The sequence below is a fragment of the Ruminococcus flavefaciens ND2009 genome (genome assembly GCF_000621785.1).
Taxonomy (GTDB): domain Bacteria; phylum Bacillota; class Clostridia; order Oscillospirales; family Ruminococcaceae; genus Ruminococcus; species Ruminococcus flavefaciens_C.
In genome coordinates this window covers 329,304-346,746 of record NZ_KK211348.1, presented here as the reverse complement: position 1 = coordinate 346,746, position 17,443 = coordinate 329,304, and the positions used below count along the sequence as shown (strand labels likewise).

15 protein-coding genes and 1 riboswitch are annotated in these 17,443 nt (G+C 50.6%); of the genes, 10 read left to right on the top strand and 5 right to left on the bottom strand.

From position 1 onward, the window contains the following. Nucleotides 1-2 precede the first annotated feature (2 nt). Complete coding sequence (locus T488_RS0114380; protein WP_028521402.1) at nt 3-728, top strand: JAB domain-containing protein; 726 nt, start codon at nt 3-5, stop codon at nt 726-728. Between the two features lie 94 nt (nt 729-822). Here T488_RS0114380 and T488_RS0114375 read toward each other — a convergent pair whose 3' ends face one another. The 5 genes from T488_RS0114375 to T488_RS0114355 form a co-directional block, all read right to left on the bottom strand. Further along, nucleotides 823-1,251 carry a hypothetical protein gene (locus T488_RS0114375; protein ID WP_028521401.1) on the bottom strand — a complete coding sequence of 143 codons (429 nt, stop codon included), beginning with the start codon at nt 1,249-1,251 and terminating at the stop codon, nt 823-825. 12 nt (nt 1,252-1,263) lie between these two features. Further along, a complete protein-coding gene (gene metK / locus T488_RS0114370) occupies nt 1,264-2,448 on the bottom strand; it encodes a methionine adenosyltransferase (RefSeq protein ID WP_028521400.1) in 1,185 nt (394 codons plus the stop codon). 63 nt (nt 2,449-2,511) lie between these two features. Further along, nucleotides 2,512-2,612, bottom strand: a riboswitch (SAM riboswitch). A 409-nt stretch (nt 2,613-3,021) separates the two neighbouring features. Continuing rightward, entirely contained in the window at nt 3,022-3,678 is a 657-nt protein-coding gene (locus T488_RS0114365) for an HAD family hydrolase (RefSeq protein ID WP_028521399.1), read from the bottom strand. Beyond that, nucleotides 3,675-5,117, bottom strand: coding sequence for a sensor histidine kinase (locus T488_RS0114360; RefSeq protein ID WP_242838357.1), 1,443 nt, complete (start codon nt 5,115-5,117; stop codon nt 3,675-3,677). Before T488_RS0114360 ends, T488_RS0114365 begins: the two co-directional genes overlap by 4 nt. Then, entirely contained in the window at nt 5,104-5,781 is a 678-nt protein-coding gene (locus T488_RS0114355; RefSeq protein ID WP_028521397.1) for a response regulator transcription factor, read from the bottom strand. Before T488_RS0114355 ends, T488_RS0114360 begins: the two co-directional genes overlap by 14 nt. A gap of 239 nt (nt 5,782-6,020) precedes the next feature. On the opposite strand from T488_RS0114355, the gene T488_RS0114350 reads away from it, so the two are divergent. The 9 genes from T488_RS0114350 (at nt 6,021) to rpoD (ending at nt 17,320) form a co-directional block, all read left to right on the top strand. Next, on the top strand, nt 6,021-8,273 hold the full coding sequence (locus T488_RS0114350) for a putative bifunctional diguanylate cyclase/phosphodiesterase (RefSeq protein WP_028521396.1): 2,253 nt from the start codon (nt 6,021-6,023) through the stop codon (nt 8,271-8,273). A gap of 45 nt (nt 8,274-8,318) precedes the next feature. After that, a complete protein-coding gene (locus T488_RS0114345; RefSeq protein WP_028521395.1) occupies nt 8,319-9,401 on the top strand; it encodes a 6-phosphofructokinase in 1,083 nt (360 codons plus the stop codon). 465 nt (nt 9,402-9,866) lie between these two features. Then, a complete protein-coding gene (locus T488_RS0114340) occupies nt 9,867-11,582 on the top strand; it encodes a phospho-sugar mutase (RefSeq protein ID WP_028521394.1) in 1,716 nt (571 codons plus the stop codon). A gap of 242 nt (nt 11,583-11,824) precedes the next feature. Next, entirely contained in the window at nt 11,825-12,295 is a 471-nt protein-coding gene (locus T488_RS18195) for a pyridoxamine 5'-phosphate oxidase family protein (protein ID WP_051536495.1), read from the top strand. Nucleotides 12,296-12,450: 155 nt separating this feature from the next. Further along, nucleotides 12,451-12,654 (top strand): 50S ribosomal protein L31, encoded by a 204-nt coding sequence (gene rpmE / locus T488_RS0114325; RefSeq protein ID WP_019678077.1) that lies wholly within the window; start codon nt 12,451-12,453, stop codon nt 12,652-12,654. A 50-nt stretch (nt 12,655-12,704) separates the two neighbouring features. Next, a complete protein-coding gene (locus T488_RS0114320) occupies nt 12,705-13,352 on the top strand; it encodes a YigZ family protein (protein WP_028521393.1) in 648 nt (215 codons plus the stop codon). Nucleotides 13,353-13,486: 134 nt separating this feature from the next. Next, nucleotides 13,487-14,482, top strand: a complete 996-nt coding sequence (locus T488_RS0114315) for a deoxyguanosinetriphosphate triphosphohydrolase (protein ID WP_028521392.1) — start codon at nt 13,487-13,489, stop codon at nt 14,480-14,482. 7 nt (nt 14,483-14,489) lie between these two features. Beyond that, on the top strand, nt 14,490-16,226 hold the full coding sequence (dnaG, locus tag T488_RS0114310; protein ID WP_028521391.1) for a DNA primase: 1,737 nt from the start codon (nt 14,490-14,492) through the stop codon (nt 16,224-16,226). Nucleotides 16,227-16,240: 14 nt separating this feature from the next. Next, nucleotides 16,241-17,320, top strand: a complete 1,080-nt coding sequence (rpoD, locus tag T488_RS0114305) for an RNA polymerase sigma factor RpoD (RefSeq protein ID WP_037298352.1) — start codon at nt 16,241-16,243, stop codon at nt 17,318-17,320. Nucleotides 17,321-17,443: the final 123 nt, after the last annotated feature.

Here is a 17,443-nt window from a genome sequence, read left to right as displayed (position 1 = left end):
CCATGGCAGACAAGAAGAAGCTGCGCAGGGAGCAGCTCATAGAAAAATACGAAACAGAAGGCTTTGAAGCACTTACCGAGCAGGAGCGCCTTGAGCTTCTGCTGTCCTACAGCTGCCGCGGAGATGTCGGGCAGTTAGCATCTGACCTGCTGAGAGACTACGGCAGCGTCAATGCCCTTACCCGTGCAGACTCCACGCTGCTCATGAAGGATCCCCGCATAAACGAGCAGACCGCAGTACTGCTGCGGCTTATACCCAGTGTTAGCCGTGCCCTTTACATGGAGCGCTTTGCTGTGCGCACCCTCAACAGCGCAGAAGCCGCCATGACCTTCTTTGCCAGTCATTTTATCGGAGCTGTGGGCGAGCAGCTGATAATGACCTCGGTGAACAAGCGGTTCCGCGCAGTCAGCACGAAGGTACTTGCCTACGGAACGGCATCGCGGGCAATGGCTACATACAGGGACATAGCGGACTTCGCCATAAAAAGCGACTGCGGCATATTCTTCATCGCCCATAATCATCCGCAGGGCAGTGCGCAGCCCTCTGACAGCGATATACTCTTCACCCGCAACGCAGCACGGGCACTGTCAAAACTCGGTGCCGTACTTGCGGATCACATCATAGTAGGCGACGATGAGTCGATTTCGCTCCGCGAGAGCGGGCTTGTCCCCGAGCTGAATGTGTCTCCCCTCAGCGGCTACCGTACAAGCCCCCCTTCTGTGGGATAAAACAAGTATCACATACACAACCAATAGATACAGCAAAAAAGCCATAGCACTTCCGGAATACGGAAACACTATGGCTTTGTTTTTATGTCACCGCTCAGCCGCGGTCGGTATGAGAAGTCTTAGTCCTGGTGAGAGTGAACTCCGTATGTGAGGTCACCTTTTTATCTGGATCGTTCTTATCGGGAGCAGTAATATCCATAGTCAGTCTGACGTCGCTGAACCCTTCCAGCATCTCAGAGAGCCTGTACATGGTCTCCCGAAGGATATTGAGCTGATTATCCCTGTATATCCTGCCTACAGCCGACTGCGTATCCGTTTCAAGAAGCGCATACAAAAGACTGAGCACCTGCTCGCAGGACTTAGGCGGCTGTGGAGCCCCCTCCTGCAAGGCAAAATCAAGGTCGGCGGAGCCGTCCTCGGCGACTATCCCGGCAAGCTCATGATTTGAAGCATATCTGCCGAAAATATCTATAAATACGGGATTAGTGAAACGTATCCTTATCCTGTTCTCCTGCTCAGCCATAAACGTCACTCCTTATGCAAGCGCAGCCTTGAGAGCCTCGACTCTGTCAGTCTTCTCCCAGGCAACGCCCAGCTCCTCACGGCCCATGTGACCGTATGCAGCCAGCTGTCTGTACTGGGGCTTTCTCAGGTCGAGCATCTCGATGATAGCAGTAGGACGGAGGTCAAATACCTTGCCAACAGCCTCAGAGAGCTTCTCCTCGTCCACCTTGCCTGTACCGAATGTATCAACAAGGATAGAGATAGGCTTGGCAACGCCGATAGCGTAAGAGAGCTGGACCTCGCACTTGTCAGCGAGACCTGCTGCAACGATGTTCTTAGCGATATATCTTGCAGCATAAGCAGCACTTCTGTCCACCTTCGTCGGGTCCTTGCCGCTGAAAGCTCCGCCGCCGTGACGTGAGTAACCGCCGTATGTATCAACGATGATCTTACGGCCTGTAAGACCGCTGTCGCCCTGAGGACCGCCCACAACGAAACGTCCTGTGGGGTTGATGAAGAACTTTGTGTTCTCGTCCATGAGCTCGGCAGGGATAACAGCCTTGATAACGAACTCCTCAATGTCCTTGCGGAGCTGCTCCAGGGAAACATCAGCGGAATGCTGAGAAGAAACAACAACAGCGTCTACTCTTACGGGCTTGCCGTTATCGTACTCAATAGTGACCTGTGACTTTCCGTCGGGACGGAGATAACGGAGAGTGCCGTCCTTGCGGACCTCTGTCAGCTTGAGAGCAAGCTTGTGAGCCAGAGAGATAGGAAGGGGCATGAGCTCGGGAGTCTCATTGCAGGCATAGCCGAACATGATACCCTGGTCGCCGGCGCCGTTGGAAAGTCCGTCAGACTCGCTTTTTTCCTCTCTGTACTCGAAAGCCTCGTTAACGCCCATAGCGATGTCGGGAGACTGCTCATCAATGGAAGTGAGCACAGAGCAGGTGTGACCGTCGAAACCGTACTTGGCTCTGTCATAGCCGATGTCGATTATTACCTGACGAGCGATCTTTGGAATGTCTATATCAGCCGAAGTAGTGATCTCGCCCATACACATTACCATACCTGTGGTAACGCAGGTCTCGCAGGCGACTCTGCCCAGCTTGTCCTGTTCGAGGATAGCGTCCAGGACTGCATCTGAGATCTGGTCGCAGATCTTATCGGGATGTCCTTCTGTAACGGACTCGGATGTGAAAAAGCATTTACTCATTAAAAAAACCTCCTGAGAAATAAAAAGGGCTCCTCATTCCGAGAAGCCTTGATAACGATAAGTTCCTCATCTTTCGGATAAAACCGCAGGAATTAGCACCTTCGACTCATGGTCGGGTTGCCGGGCTTCACAGGTCCTGTTACCTCCGCCGCTCTTGATAAGGTCATGAATGTATTATACACCATGCTTCGACATTTGTCAATAGGGATTGCACTAATGCAACAAAATTTTTAGTACAAAACAAATGAGCCTCCTTTTCAGGAAGCTCATCTGCCATGATATAGGGATTATTGGGGATTTAATAATTTAATGTTGGGGTAAACATTAAACTACCATGAAAATCAGCTTTGGGATCTTCTCCCTCAGCAATTATATTATAGCATAGGATTATGTATTTTTTGTGAAAAAACGAAACGAGCAGCACACAATATTTTAAACACTTATTTTGCACTTTTGTGCAATACTTACAACAAACCATAGGTTTGTCCACCTGTTTTATACCAACTGTAATTTCGCCTCTACGAATTATCGCCTGTTATCACACTTCGTGCCATTACATAACTCTTTACAAGTTCACAGGAACGGAAACAGTTCCGTCAGAACTCCGACAGAGTTCACACCCTCGGGAACCTCCCTGCCGCCGCGGTTGAGCCAGACAGCTTTTATGCCTGCCGACTCCGCTCCTTTAACATCGCTGCTCAGCGAGTCGCCGACGTGAATAACTTCATCGGGAGCTAAACCCGTTTTATTCAGTGCATAAAGGAAAAGCTCCTTTCGCGGCTTATATGAACGTGCGTCCTCGCTTGTGAATATCCCCCGAGGCTTTACACCGATGTGATCGAGTGCCGACATAACATCACATCTGTCGATATTTGATACTATACAGACAGGAACTGGACATTTCTCAAAGAAAGGCAAGGTATCAGCGAACACAGGCGGCTTCTGCCAGTGACTGAACATAAGCTCGCTGAGCTTTCCTGCATCTGCTTTTGAACAGAAATGCTTTATCGTATCCTCAAGGGAAGTATATTCCAGTTCACGCTGAGTGCGGAAATCCTCACCGTAAGAGCTGCTGAACAGGCTTTGAAAGCTTTCCCACCAGTACGCACCAATATCCGAAATGTCATCTGCCTTACCCGTATCGAATATTTCCTCGGATATCCTCTTTACGATCTCTCCGTCCTCATGAGCAAGAGTGCCGTAAAAATCGGTAAAAACCGCTTTTATCATTTTTCTTTCACATCACTTATCTTGAACCAGAATGTGGAGCCTTTTCCCAGTGTACTGCGTACACCGTAGTCATAGTTGTGCATTTTCAGCACAGCCTTAACGATAGACAGACCCAGACCTGTACCCACGACCTCTCTCTTATGGTTCTCGGAACGGTAGTACTTATCGAAGATAAGCTTTATCTTGTCCTCCTCGATACCGTCGCCGGTGTCCTCCACCTCGACGAGAACGCCATCGGGCTGATTTATCTGGCGCACAAAGACCTGCTTGTCCTCGCCCGTGTAGTTTATGGCGTTATTGATAAGGTTATAGATGACCTGTTCTATCTTCACCACATCGCAGCAAACCGTTCTCTCCTCATCGGGAGTGAAGTGAATCTGATAGCCGTTTTTCTCGGAAAGCCCCTTGAAGCGGTCCATTATCTCGCTCAGCTTTGCACTGATGTCGAATTCCGTAGGATTGAGCTTCTGCTTGCCGCTCTCCAGCTTCGAGAGGTCCAACATATCGTTTACCAGGAGCGCCAGACGGTCTGTCTCACTGATTATGATTTCGAGGTGTTCATTGCGCTTCACGGGGTTATCGCCGGAGAGATCGCGTATCATTTCCGCATAGGCTTTCAGCATGGTCAGCGGAGTCCTCAGGTCATGGGACACATTTGCGATAAGGTCTCTCTGCATGGTATCCACCTTAGAGAGCTCATTCTCCGCGTAGATAAGGGCGTCTGCCAGCTGTTTCGCCTCAAGGTATCCCCTTCCGTCGAACTTTGTCTTGAAGTCGCCCTTAGCCAGCTGTTCCGCCGACTTGGTTATCCTGTCGATAGGCATAGCGATACGCCTTGCCAGGTAAAGGGACAGTATAAACGAGAAGAGAATGAGAATGAGTGTGATTATCATGAGCTGATGCTTGATGATGTCCACCGTAGCCCCCACAGGAACGAGGACCGAATTAATGAGCAGATAGCCGTCGGTCTCTCCGTCCGACTCCAGCCTGCACCCATAAATGAGCATATCATAGCCGCTTCGGGGATTTCTGTCCTTGAACCTGACCACACCATTTTCGGAAGAGTCTATCATCTGACACAGGGCAATATTCTCATTTCCCCTGTCGTGGATGATACAGTCGCCGATGACGTGCTTTTTCTTGACAGGGCGGCAGTATTTATCCAGCACCAGTACACAAATATCGTTATTGAGGGCGGTCTCATTGACAGTATCATAGAAATCCGCCTTGCTGTCGTTGGAGTAAGAAGCGGCGATAACGTCCATACTTTTCGCCGCCGAGCGTATCCTCATGCTCTCATACAGCTTTTCGAGGGAAAAGATCTGGAATATCCACAGCAGAGCGAAAACGATGATAGTGAACAGCATGAAGTATATACACACCGTAGCTCTCAGCGGTACTCTGCTGGGAAGATGCCTGAAAGGCTTAATTCGCTTCAAACTTATACCCCATTCCTCTCAGCGTAACGATGAACTTGCGGTATTCTCCGAGGCTGTTTCTGAGCATTTTTATATGCGTGTCAACAGTTCTGTCATCGCCGAAGAAGTCATAGCCCCATACCTCTTCAAGGAGCTTGTCCCTTGAGAGGGCGATATTTTTATTCTTAACAAGATAGAAGAGCAGGTCATACTCCTTGGGAGTCATGGAAGCCTTCTCACCGTTGACATATACCTCACGTCCGGCGATGTCCACCTCAAGTCCCTCGAAGGAGAATTTTTCCTGAACAGCGGGAGCAGCAGGAGCTGCATTGCGCTTCATTACCACCTTTGCTCTTGCCATGAGCTCCTTTGGAGAAAAGGGCTTGACCACATAATCATCAACACCTATCTCGAAGCCGAAGAGCTTATCGTACTCCTCGCCTCTTGCAGAGAGCATGATAACGGGGATATTCTTTGTCTTATGTATCTCCTTGCAAGCGGAATAACCGTCAAGTCTGGGCATCATGATGTCCATGATGATAAGGTCGTAATCATTTTCATGACAGAGGTTGACAGCCTCCATGCCGTTTTCGGCTTCTGTTACCTCATAACCCTCAAATTCAGCGTATTCACGAACGACCTTTCTTATATTTATTTCGTCATCAACGACCAGGATGTGTGCCATAATATTTACCTCCGTTTGTTTGGGCATTATAAACATACAATAAAAAGAGCAGTCTGTCACCCTTACTCCGTTTATATTATAACATTATATCAGGCAAAAGTGTATATTACGTGAAATTTTCTTGTAATTTTCCGTCAATTTTATCAAATTTGTTAGCTGTCCTGAATTTTCGATTGACATTTTAGGCTATTTTTGCTATAATATATTTGAATATTTGTGTATGAAGGGAGGCGGTTTCTATGAAAAAGAAGTCCGGTTTGAAAAGGCACTTCAATCCGCTTGCAGCAGCACTTATCATAGTAGCCGCAAGCTCGCTTGTCATAGGATACTGCATCATGAGACCGCAGTATGCAACGGAAACGCTTATCATATATTTATGCACCATTGTATGCGCCACGCTGATACTCGCCCTCTCTACCTATATATATAAGAGCAAGAGAACGTCCATAGACGAGAAGGACATTACCAAGATAATCGAGGACCTGAACACCGAGATGATAATCTGGTCTGACAACTTCTCCTATGTATTCATAAACAAGAAGCTCCGCGACCTGCTGGGCATAACCGCAGACCGCTCCGACAAGAAGGAGGCAGTCTGGACTGCATTCGGCATAAACTCTCCAGACGCATCGGCACTGATGAAGATAGCGGGCAGCAACTCATATGAGTCCAGCTTCCGCAATCCCAAGGGCACACTGGTCTCCATAGCCTGGAGCACCTCCCCCGTCAAGAAGTACCGCAAGCAGTCGGTGTACCTGAGCACAGGCTTCAACCTCACAGAGCTGAAGAAGATGAGGGTGAACCTTGCCAGCGCCAACGACTTCTTCCACTCCTCAATGGAGCTTGCCGAGATCGGACTCATCATGAGCACCGACAGGAAGATATTCCGCGCCTCACCGGAGCTCATGCGAATGCTGGGGCTCAGAACAGGCACTATCAACATCAACGAGTTCCGCTCGCTGGTGCACCCAAATGACAGGATACAGTTTGACGGAGCAGTCCGCAGTGAAGATCTTTCCGAGATAAAGAACATCGAGATAAGGCTCCGCAGCGCCGACGGCTCATACCGCTGGTACTCCTACCGCTTCAAGTCCATCGCAGGCACAGGCAATACCCTGCCCCTGTTCGGAGGAGCGGTCATCGACGTTACACAGGAGCACGAGAAGGACGTTCTCATCGAGCGTCTGGCTTACATTGACGAAGTCACCGACATCGCCAACCGCAACAAGCTGGTGGGCACAGGTCAGGAGATATACGACTCATGCAAGGTGCTGGGCTACTCCTTCTGGATGATAGTCCTGGACATCGACCGCTTCCACATCATCAACGACACCATAGGCTACAGCAACGGAAACTATGTGCTGAAAAACTTTGCACATATCCTGTATAAATTCGTAACTCCCGGCGGACTTGCAGCAAGAATAAGCGGCGATAACTTCGCCCTTCTGCTGAGAGACTACGGCGACGACGAAATGCCTACGAGAACAGTAAAGTCCATACAGGAGGAGTTCTCCAAGCTTGCAGTTGAAGAGCTTGCCAGCATCAGCCTCACCTGCTCTGCGGGCTACTCCAAAATGCCCGAGGACGGCAATTCCTTCCTTGACGTAATGGAGCACGCAGAGTTCGCGCTGAAATCCAGCGACGGCACAGGCAGCATATGCGGCTATGAGCCCAGTATGCACGACTCCATCATCGGCAACACCGAGCTTGAGAAGTCCCTGGCACTTGCCATCGACAACAACGAGCTCCAGCTGTTCTACCAGCCCAAGATAGACCTGGCAACAGGCAGACTTATGGGCGTAGAGGCGCTTATCCGCTGGATAAAGCCCGACGGCACCATAGTAAAGCCGGATGCCTTCGTGCCTATCGCCGAGAGCTCACACCTCATCGGACGCATCAGTGAATTCGTACTCAACGAGGGCTGCCGCCAGAACAAGCTCTGGCAGAAAATGGGCTATCCCAGCATAGTTATGTCAATAAACTTCGCCTCCTCCGACTTCTATCAGACAGACCTGAAGGACAAGGTATTCGAGGCACTGGCAAGATCGGGACTGGATCCTCAGTGGCTCGAGGTAGAGCTCACCGAGACCCTTGCTCTCAGTGACATAGACTTTGCGGTGGACCAGATGAACAAGCTCCGCGACCTTGGCGTAAAGCTGGCGATGGACGACTTCGGAACGGGATACTCCTCACTGAGCTATCTCCAGATACTCCCCATCACCCTGCTGAAGCTGGACCGCTCATTCATAACCGACATTGAGCACGACAACATTGCCTATGAGATAGTTTCTGCGGTAATACGCATAGCCAAGTCCAAGAAGATAGAGACTATCGCAGAGGGTATAGAGAACAACGTCCAGGAGTCCATACTCCGAATGGCAGGCTGTGACTACGCACAGGGCTATCTCTACGGAAAGCCCATGCCGCCGGAGAAGATACAGGAGTACTTCGATATGGACGAAAAGAAGGCTCTCTCTCCCAAAAAAAGATAAGTTCAGTGTGAACTTCACAACATAAAGCAAACGGAGGTCATAAACATGAAAAGAAGAATAGGAATCCTCACAAGCGGCGGCGACTGCCCGGGACTCAACGCAACCATAAGAGGCGTGGCAAAGGCTTGCTACGAGCGTTTCGGCGAGGACAATGTAGAGATAGTAGGTATTTCCAACGGCTACTACGGACTTATCAACAATCTCTGCAAGGATATGTCCCCCTCCTCCTTCTCGGGTATCCTGACCCAGGGCGGAACTATCTTCGGCACCAAGCGCCAGCCCTTCAAGATGATGCAGGTCATCGGCGAGGACAACATCGACAAGGTCAAGAACATGAAGGAGACCTACAGGAAGCAGAAGCTGGACTGCCTGCTGACCCTTGGCGGAAACGGCACCCACAAGACCTCCAAGCTGCTGTCTGATGAGGGACTCAACGTAATAGGGCTCCCCAAGACCATCGACAATGACATTTACGGTACAGACGTTACCTTCGGTTTCCACACCGCAGTGGACATAGCGACCGATGTCCTTGACCGACTCCACACCACAGCTGCAAGCCACTCCCGAGTTCTCCTCTGCGAGATAATGGGCAACAAGGCAGGCTGGCTGACCCTCAACGCAGGTATCGCAGGCGGAGCTGATGTTATCATCATTCCCGAGATTCCCTACGACATCGACAAGATCTGCGACGCAGTAATGGCAAGAAGTGCCAGCGGCAAGACCTTCTCAATAGTTGCCGTAGCAGAGGGAGCTTTCGACATCAACGAAGCGAAGATGAAGAAAAAGGAGCGTGCAAAGAAGCGTGCCGAGGCAGGAATACTCACCGCCACGAGCCGCATTGCCGCCCAGATACAGTCCAACACAGGACTTGAAGCAAGGGTCTGCGTTCCGGGACATATGCTGAGAGGCGGAGCTCCCAGTGCTTACGACCGTGTGCTCTCCACCCAGTTCGGAGTTCATGCCGCATACCTCATAGCCAAGGAGCGCTATGGCAGAACAGTAGCCAAGATCGGCAACAAGATAACCTCAAACAAGCTTGAGGACATAGCAGGAAAGACCAAATTCGTGGACACCGAGAACCACCTGGTTATCGCAGCCCGCGACATCGGAGTATCCTTCGGCGACTGATACACCGCCCCGAAGCCCAGTGCTTCGGGGCATTTTTGTTTAGTGCTTAGTACTCCCCCGCTATTAACGGGATTCCAAAGGGACTGTGTTCCTTTGGCAGAGTCCAGAGGCAGCGCCTCTGGCAGGGTCCAAGGGGCAGCGCCCCTTATTACGTCAGGCGCCTCGCAAAGGGTGAATTCAAAAACAGTCCAGTGGACTGTTTTTGAAGAGGGGACGCCTTGTAAGAGAAGGCGTCCCCTGAGTAACGGAAAAACCGCCATGTGCCGTATACCCAAAGTAATATATACATTTTATAATACAATCATAAAAAAATGATATGTCAGTTGTAAAACGGCGGTTTATAGACCACAATCTCTAATTGTGAACTTGTTAAATCATAATTTTTTTATCATTTTAAAAAAAGCTATTCCCAAAACCTCCCAAATGTGCTATAATAACTATATATCTGTTCAGGAGGTATTATTAATGTCAGAAATGGAACTTTATGACCTTTGGTGCAAGAACGCCAAGGAGGATCCCGACCTTAAAGCTGAGCTCGAAGAGATCAGGGGCGACAGCGAAGCTATAAACGATAGATTCTACCGCGATCTTGAATTCGGTACAGGCGGACTGAGAGGCGTTATCGGCGCAGGAACCAACCGCATGAACATATACACCGTAAGACGCGCAACACAGGGCTTTGCAGACTACCTCAACCAGGAGTATGACAACCCCAGCGTAGCGATCTCCTACGACAGCCGCATCAAGAGCGACGTGTTCTCAAAGGCTGCCGCAGAGGTACTTGCAGCAAACGGAATAAAGGTACATATATATAGAGAGCTGATGCCTACACCCTGCCTCTCATGGGCAGTACGCGCACTGAAGTGCCAGGGCGGTATCATGGTAACAGCCAGCCATAACCCCGCAAAGTATAACGGCTACAAGGTATACGGCGAGGACGGCTGCCAGATCACACTCAGGGGTGCAGAGATAATCCTTGACAAGATCAATTCACTGGACGTATTCACAGGCGTAAAGACTTCCGACTTCAACGAAGAGTTAGCCAAGGGCAACATCAAATACATCGGCGAGGACATCATCGAGGACTTCTACAAGCGCGTTCTTGCAGAGGGCATCAACACAGACCTCTGTCCCACAAGCGGACTCAAGGTGGTATACACTCCCCTCAACGGCACAGGAAACAAGCCTGTCCGCGAGATACTGAAGCGCATCGGCATCACCGACGTTACAGTAGTAAAGGAACAGGAGAACCCCGACGGCAACTTCACCACCTGCCCCTATCCGAATCCCGAGATCCGCGAGGCACTCCAGGTTGGACTGAGCTACTGCGACAAGGTAAAGCCCGATCTTCTTCTTGCAACAGACCCCGACTGTGACCGTGTAGGTATCGCAGTTCCCGACGGAAAGGGCGGCTACGCACTGTTCTCAGGAAACGAGGTAGGCGCGATGCTTCTGGAGTACATCTGCGAGCAGCGCATAAAGAAGGGCACAATGCCAAAGAACCCCATTGCCGTAAAGACCATTGTAACAACAGACATCGTAAACCTCATCGGCAAGGAGTATGGTGTAGAGATAATCGACGTTCTCACAGGCTTCAAGTTCATAGGCGAGCAGATCGGCTTCCTTGAGGCAAAGGGCGAGGAGGACCGCTATGTATTCGGCTTTGAGGAGAGCTACGGCTACCTCTCCGGCAGCTATGTAAGAGACAAGGACGCCGTTGACGCATCAATGCTCATCTGCGAAATGGCAGCTTACTACCGCACACAGGGCATCACCCTCATGCAGGCAAGAGAAAATATGTACAAGAAGTACGGAATGTTCCTCCAGACCCTCTACAGCTTCCAGTTTGAGGGCGAGAGCGGCATGAAGCACATGGAGGAGATCATGACAGGTCTCCGCGAGAACCACCCCACTGCTATCGGCGGACTGAAGGTTGAGCGCTTCGAGGACTACAAGGCAAGCACCTCCAAGAACATCGCAACAGGCGAGGTCAAGGAGCTGACACTTCCCAAGTCCAACGTACTTGCATTCTATCTTGAGGGCGGCTGCAAGGCAATAGTTCGTCCCTCTGGTACAGAGCCCAAGATAAAGACATATATAACAGCCAAGGCACCCACAAGAGCAGAAGCCGAGGTCATTGAGCAGCAGATCTATGCCGATTTTACACAGAGCATGAAGTGATCTTCAATTCAATACAGAAAAATTAGGGGGATGGACGAAAGTCTGTCCCCTTTTATTGTTAAAAATAAATTCAAACATCTATGAAGGAGGAAGTATGAGCGATATGCAGGAAACAACAATGGTGATGATAAAGGCAATAATTCAGATCATCAAGGACAGCAAGAACAAGGACGAAGCACTGAAGAAGATCGAAGCACTGCTGAAGTAAGAATCCCCTGCTCAATGCGAGAAAGGAGAAGTCAATGGAACTCCGCGAGATAAAGTCACTTATAGACCGTTCCCTGTTTGCCTCCCTGGGCTACACCGACTCAGAGGGAAGGCAGAATATCCGCCGGGTGTTCTGCGTCTGGCACAAGGGGCTGGGACAGCACCTTATATCCACCAACACAAGCTCCTCCCACGTACGGGAGCTGCTGAAAAACGGCACAGCCTGCCTTTACTTCTCCGATGACGAGACCTTTGAAGGAGTCTGCCTTTACGGAAAAGCCGAGGTGAGCCGTGAAAGAGCCCACAAGGAGCTTCTCTGGAACGAAGGCGACGAAAAGTACTACCCCAATGGCATAGACGATGAGGACTACTGTGTCATAGTCTTTACAGCCGAAAGCGGCAGGTACTACCGTTTCGACGGCAAAGCCGACATCACTGCCGAGGAGCTGTCAGCCTACGATAAGGACGCAGAGTTCGAGAACGGCTACTCAAAGACCCACGGCTGATAGCCTAAAGTTAAATCATAAAAATATATTCATGTCCCCTTGACACACACGGGACAGTGTGATATAATTAATTACTGTAATGTATATTCGGCACTACTGTCTAAAGGAAATGATGGGCTGCACGATCTACAAATTATTGTAAAGAGGTGAAAATCGTGAAAGAGGGAATCCATCCTGAGTTCAAGAAGACCACAATTACCTGCCACTGCGGTAACGTGATCGAGACTATGTCTACAAAGGAAAACATCAAGGTTGAAATCTGCTCAAAGTGCCATCCTTTCTATACTGGTAAGCAGAAGCTTGTTGATACAGGCGGACGTGTTGACAGATTCAAGAAGCGTTTCAATATGGACAAATAAGTCACAAGGCCCCGTCAATGACGGGGCTTTTCGTACATAGGTAAGTATTTATGAACTATCTGACAATTTCTGAAAATGCCAAGGCTTCGTTCATTGAGAAGCGCTCGGAGTTCATCGGCTATATTGCCCCCGTAAAGACCAATGACGAGGCAGTAGCCTTCATAAACTCCATAAAGGCGGAGCACCGCAAGGCAAGACACAACGTCTACGCCTACATACTCCGCGAGGACAATATTTCCCGATATTCCGACGACGGCGAGCCTCAGGGCACTGCGGGAGTCCCCGTGCTTGACGTGCTGAAAAAGCGAGGGCTCACCGATGTATGCGTGGTAGTCACCCGCTACTTCGGCGGCATACTCCTGGGGGGCGGCGGACTGGTGAGAGCCTATTCCCACGCAGCTTCCCTTGCCTGCGACGCAGCCCACATCATGGATATGTGTCTCTGCCACCGTCTGAAAATATCCGCAGACTACGGTATGTACGGCAAGATCTCCTATCTCCTGCCCAATTTTGACACCATCACGGTTAACTCAGATTTCGGCAGCGATGTCACACTGGAGATACTTGTCCTCTCCGAGAAGCTTGACGCCCTGAAAAAGGAGCTTACGGAAGCCACCAACTGCACCGCTTTCATAGAGGACTGCGGAGAGCTTTACGAGGATTTTTCCTCGGTGAAAAAAATTTCCAAAGAAAAATAAAGGGTTTTTTGTCCCGTTTTAGTATAAGTATATAGAGGCAGTTTTAAGGCTGTCCGTGTGTACAGTGGAGAATTTCGCTGTACACGGTTTTTCACTGCATTTTTGCCAATAAACAGTCAGGGAGGAGAGATAGTATGACAGTCCGCGAACAGATAGAGATCAGCGAAGCAGGTATTCTCAGCAAGTACGCCTGTTCCAGCGTTGACGAGGAAGGCACAAAGCGTGACCGATATGAGGAAAAGTGCCCCTACCGCACGGAATTCCAGCGTGACCGCGACCGCATACTGCACTGCAACTCCTTCCGCCGGCTCAAGCGTAAGACCCAGGTATTCCTTTCCCCCGTGGGCGACCACTACAGGACCCGCCTCACCCATACTCTCGAAGTAGCGCAGATAGCGAGGACTATTTCCCGCGGAATGCGGCTCAACGAGGATCTCACCGAGGCGATAGCCTTAGGTCACGATCTGGGGCACTCCCCCTTCGGTCACTGCGGAGAAAAGACCCTGAATGACATCTGCCCCCACGGCTTCAAGCATTACGAGCAGAGTCTCCGCGTAGTTGAGGTAGTGGAAAAAAAGGGCAAGGGACTGAATCTCACCCATGCAGTCCGCAACGGCATACTCTGCCACACCAACATGACAGCGGATACCAAGGAGGGCAATATAGTCCGACTTGCCGACACTATCGCCTACATAAACCACGACATCGAGGACTCTATACGCGCAGGCATACTCAGCAATGACGATCTGCCGAGAGACTGCGTAAGGACACTGGGCAGAACAAAAACACAGCGTATCACCACCCTCATCGCATCTGTCATAGAGCACGGAGCTGTTGATATAGACTTCGCTCCCAATATACGCAAGGCGCACGACGACCTCAAGCGTTTCATGTTTGAGAGAGTCTACACCAATCCTGCCGCAAAGCAGGAGGAGGGCAAGGCTGAGCAGCTGGTGAGAAAGCTTTACGCCTACTTCATCGAACACAGCGACAAGCTTCCCGATGAGTACCGCAATATAATGAAAAATTCCGATGCAGACAGAGCGGTCTGCGACTATATCTCGGGCATGAGCGACGAATACGCAGTCGATCTGTACACCGAGCTGTTCGTCCCGAAATTCTGGAAGTGAGGGAACTATGCCCCGTAACGATGAATTTCTCTACAACCTGCGAAATGCCAACCCCATAGAAACTGTCATGGGCGGCTATGTGAACCTCATAAGGCGAGGGCGGAACTACGTCTGCTCCTGCCCCTTCCACTCGGAAAAGACCCCCTCCTGCACCATATTCACCGACACCCAGAGCTTCTACTGCTTCGGCTGCGGCGCAGGCGGTGACGTTATCACCTTCACCATGAAGATCGAGAACCTGGACTTTTCCGAAGCCGTAAAGCTCCTGGCACAAAGGTCGGGCATGGAAGTCCCGGAATACGGACAGAAGGACAGCGGCTACGCAAAGCGCAAGACCCGTATCTACGAGATGAACCGCCTTGCCGCCAACTTCTTCTACACCAACCTGTTCAAGGGTCCCGACAAGACGGGATTGCAGTATTTCGCAAACCGAAAGCTGACTCCCCAGACCATAAAGAAGTACGGTCTCGGCTATGCCTCGGACTCCTGGAATGCACTCACCGATCATCTCCGCTCCAAGGGCTACACCGATGATGAGATCGTGGACGCATGGCTGGCAGGCAGCAAGAATAGCAGGATATTTGATATGTTCCGCAAGAGGGTCATGTTCCCTATCATCGACCTTCGCGGCAATATAATAGGCTTCGGCGGACGAGTCCTTGACGACTCCCAGCCAAAGTACCTGAACACGGGAAAAACTCCCGTATTCGACAAAGGCTCCAACCTTTTCTCCATGAACTTTGCCAAGAATTCAAACGCCAAGCGTCTGATACTATGCGAGGGCTACATGGACGTCATCGCCGTAAACCAGGCAGGCTTCGATAATGTGGTGGCCACCCTGGGAACCGCTATAACTCCAGATCAGGCGCGGCTCATAAGCCATTACGCCGAGGAGGTCATAGTCGCCTACGACAGCGACGGCGCAGGACAGAAGGCGACCCAGAAAGCCATAAACCACTTCGCCGACGTAGGACTGCGCACAAAGATAATCCACATGGAGGGCGCCAAGGACCCCGACGAGTTCATAAAGAAGTTCGGCAGAGACCGCTTCCGTATGCTCCTTGACGGCTCCAACGACGCAAATGACTTCATGCTGGACAAGTGTGAGGAGGGTCTCGACCTCACCACAGACATAGGCAGAGTAGAGCTGCTGAAGCGCACCTCAAAGGTGCTTGCAGGCATAGAATCGCCTCTGGAGCGAGAGGTCTACATCTCCCGGACGTCCAAGAAGTGCGACATACCCGTGCAGGTGCTGAAGACCCACATCGACGCCATGCTGAAAAAGAACAGCAGCAGCGCCAAGAAGAACGAATGGCGCAATATCAAGGCAAAGACCTCATACATACGCGACGATATAAACCCCGACGCTGTCAGCAACAAGAAGCAGGCGCGCGCCGAGGAGACTATAATAAGCTATCTGCTCATGCGTCCCCAGGAATACGAGGACGTTGAGAAGCTGGCTCCCGCAGATTGCTTCGTGACCGCCTTCAACAAGAAGGTATACAGAGCACTTCTGGAGCGAATGAAGAATTCCGACAGATTTTCCATTTCCCTTCTCTCGGACGAATTTTCCACGGAGGAAATGGGAAGAATAAGCGGAATAGCAGCAAAAAAGCGCGAAGTAGCCGTAACGCTGGACGTTGTGGCAGACTGCGCAAAGGTGCTGAAAGAAAACAGACCCGCGGCTGACGGAGAGCTTAGCAACGACGAGCTGCTTGAGCTGTTCCGTTCCAAAAACAAATAGGAGGATATAAGATTATGGAAAAGAAGAACACCATCGAAGCCCTGATGGAACAGGGCAAGACCAACGGCAAGCTCACCACAAAAGAGATAACCGATGCACTGGAGGAGCTTGATTTTGACGTTGATCAGATCAATACCTTCTATGACAACTGTGAAAATCTCAACATTGAGATCGTCGAGGATATGAACCTTGACGCTGACCTGAAGATCGGTCTCGACTCAAATATGACAGACGACCTCGAAATGGCACTTTCCACCGAGGGTATCGCCATTGATGACCCTGTAAAGATCTACCTCAAGGAGATTGGACGAGTTCCCCTGCTCACCACCGAGGAGGAGATCGAGCTGGCACAGAGAATGGCAAAGGGCGATCCCTACGCAAAGAAGCGCCTTTCGGAAGCAAACCTCCGACTGGTAGTATCCATCGCCAAGAAGTATGTTGGCAGAGGAATGCAGTTCCTCGATCTTATCCAGGAGGGAAATCTGGGACTTATCAAGGCTGTTGAAAAGTTCGACTACACCAAGGGCTTCAAGTTCTCCACATATGCAACATGGTGGATACGTCAGGCTATCACCCGTGCTATCGCCGACCAGGCAAGAACTATCCGTATCCCCGTACACATGGTAGAGACCATCACCAAGGTAAAGAAGGTGTCCAGCCAGCTTCTCCACGAGAACGGCCATGACCCCAGCCCCGAGGAGATCGCGGACAAGCTCAATATGCCTGTGGACAAGGTACGCGAGATCATGCGTGTTGCACAGGATCCCGTATCCCTTGAGACTCCTATCGGTGAAGAGGAGGACAGCCATCTCGGTGACTTCATTCCCGACGATGATGCTCCCGCACCTGCTGAAGCAGCTTCACACACTCTTCTCAAGGAGCAGCTCAACGAAGTGCTCTCCACTCTCACAGACCGTGAGGCAAAGGTGCTCAAGCTCCGTTTCGGTCTTGAGGACGGCAAATCCCGCACACTTGAGGAGGTAGGTCAGCGCTTTGACGTTACCCGTGAGCGTATCCGCCAGATCGAAGCAAAGGCACTGAGAAAGCTCCGTCACCCCAGCAGAAGCAAGAAAGTCAAGGACTTCCTCGACTGATAACAAAACTATCGCAAGCCGCCTTTAATGGCGGCTTTTTTATTGACATTCGGGCACTTATGTAGTATAATTAAATTGTATAAACAAGTACGTTATCACGGTCACCTGCTGACCCTTCAAAAA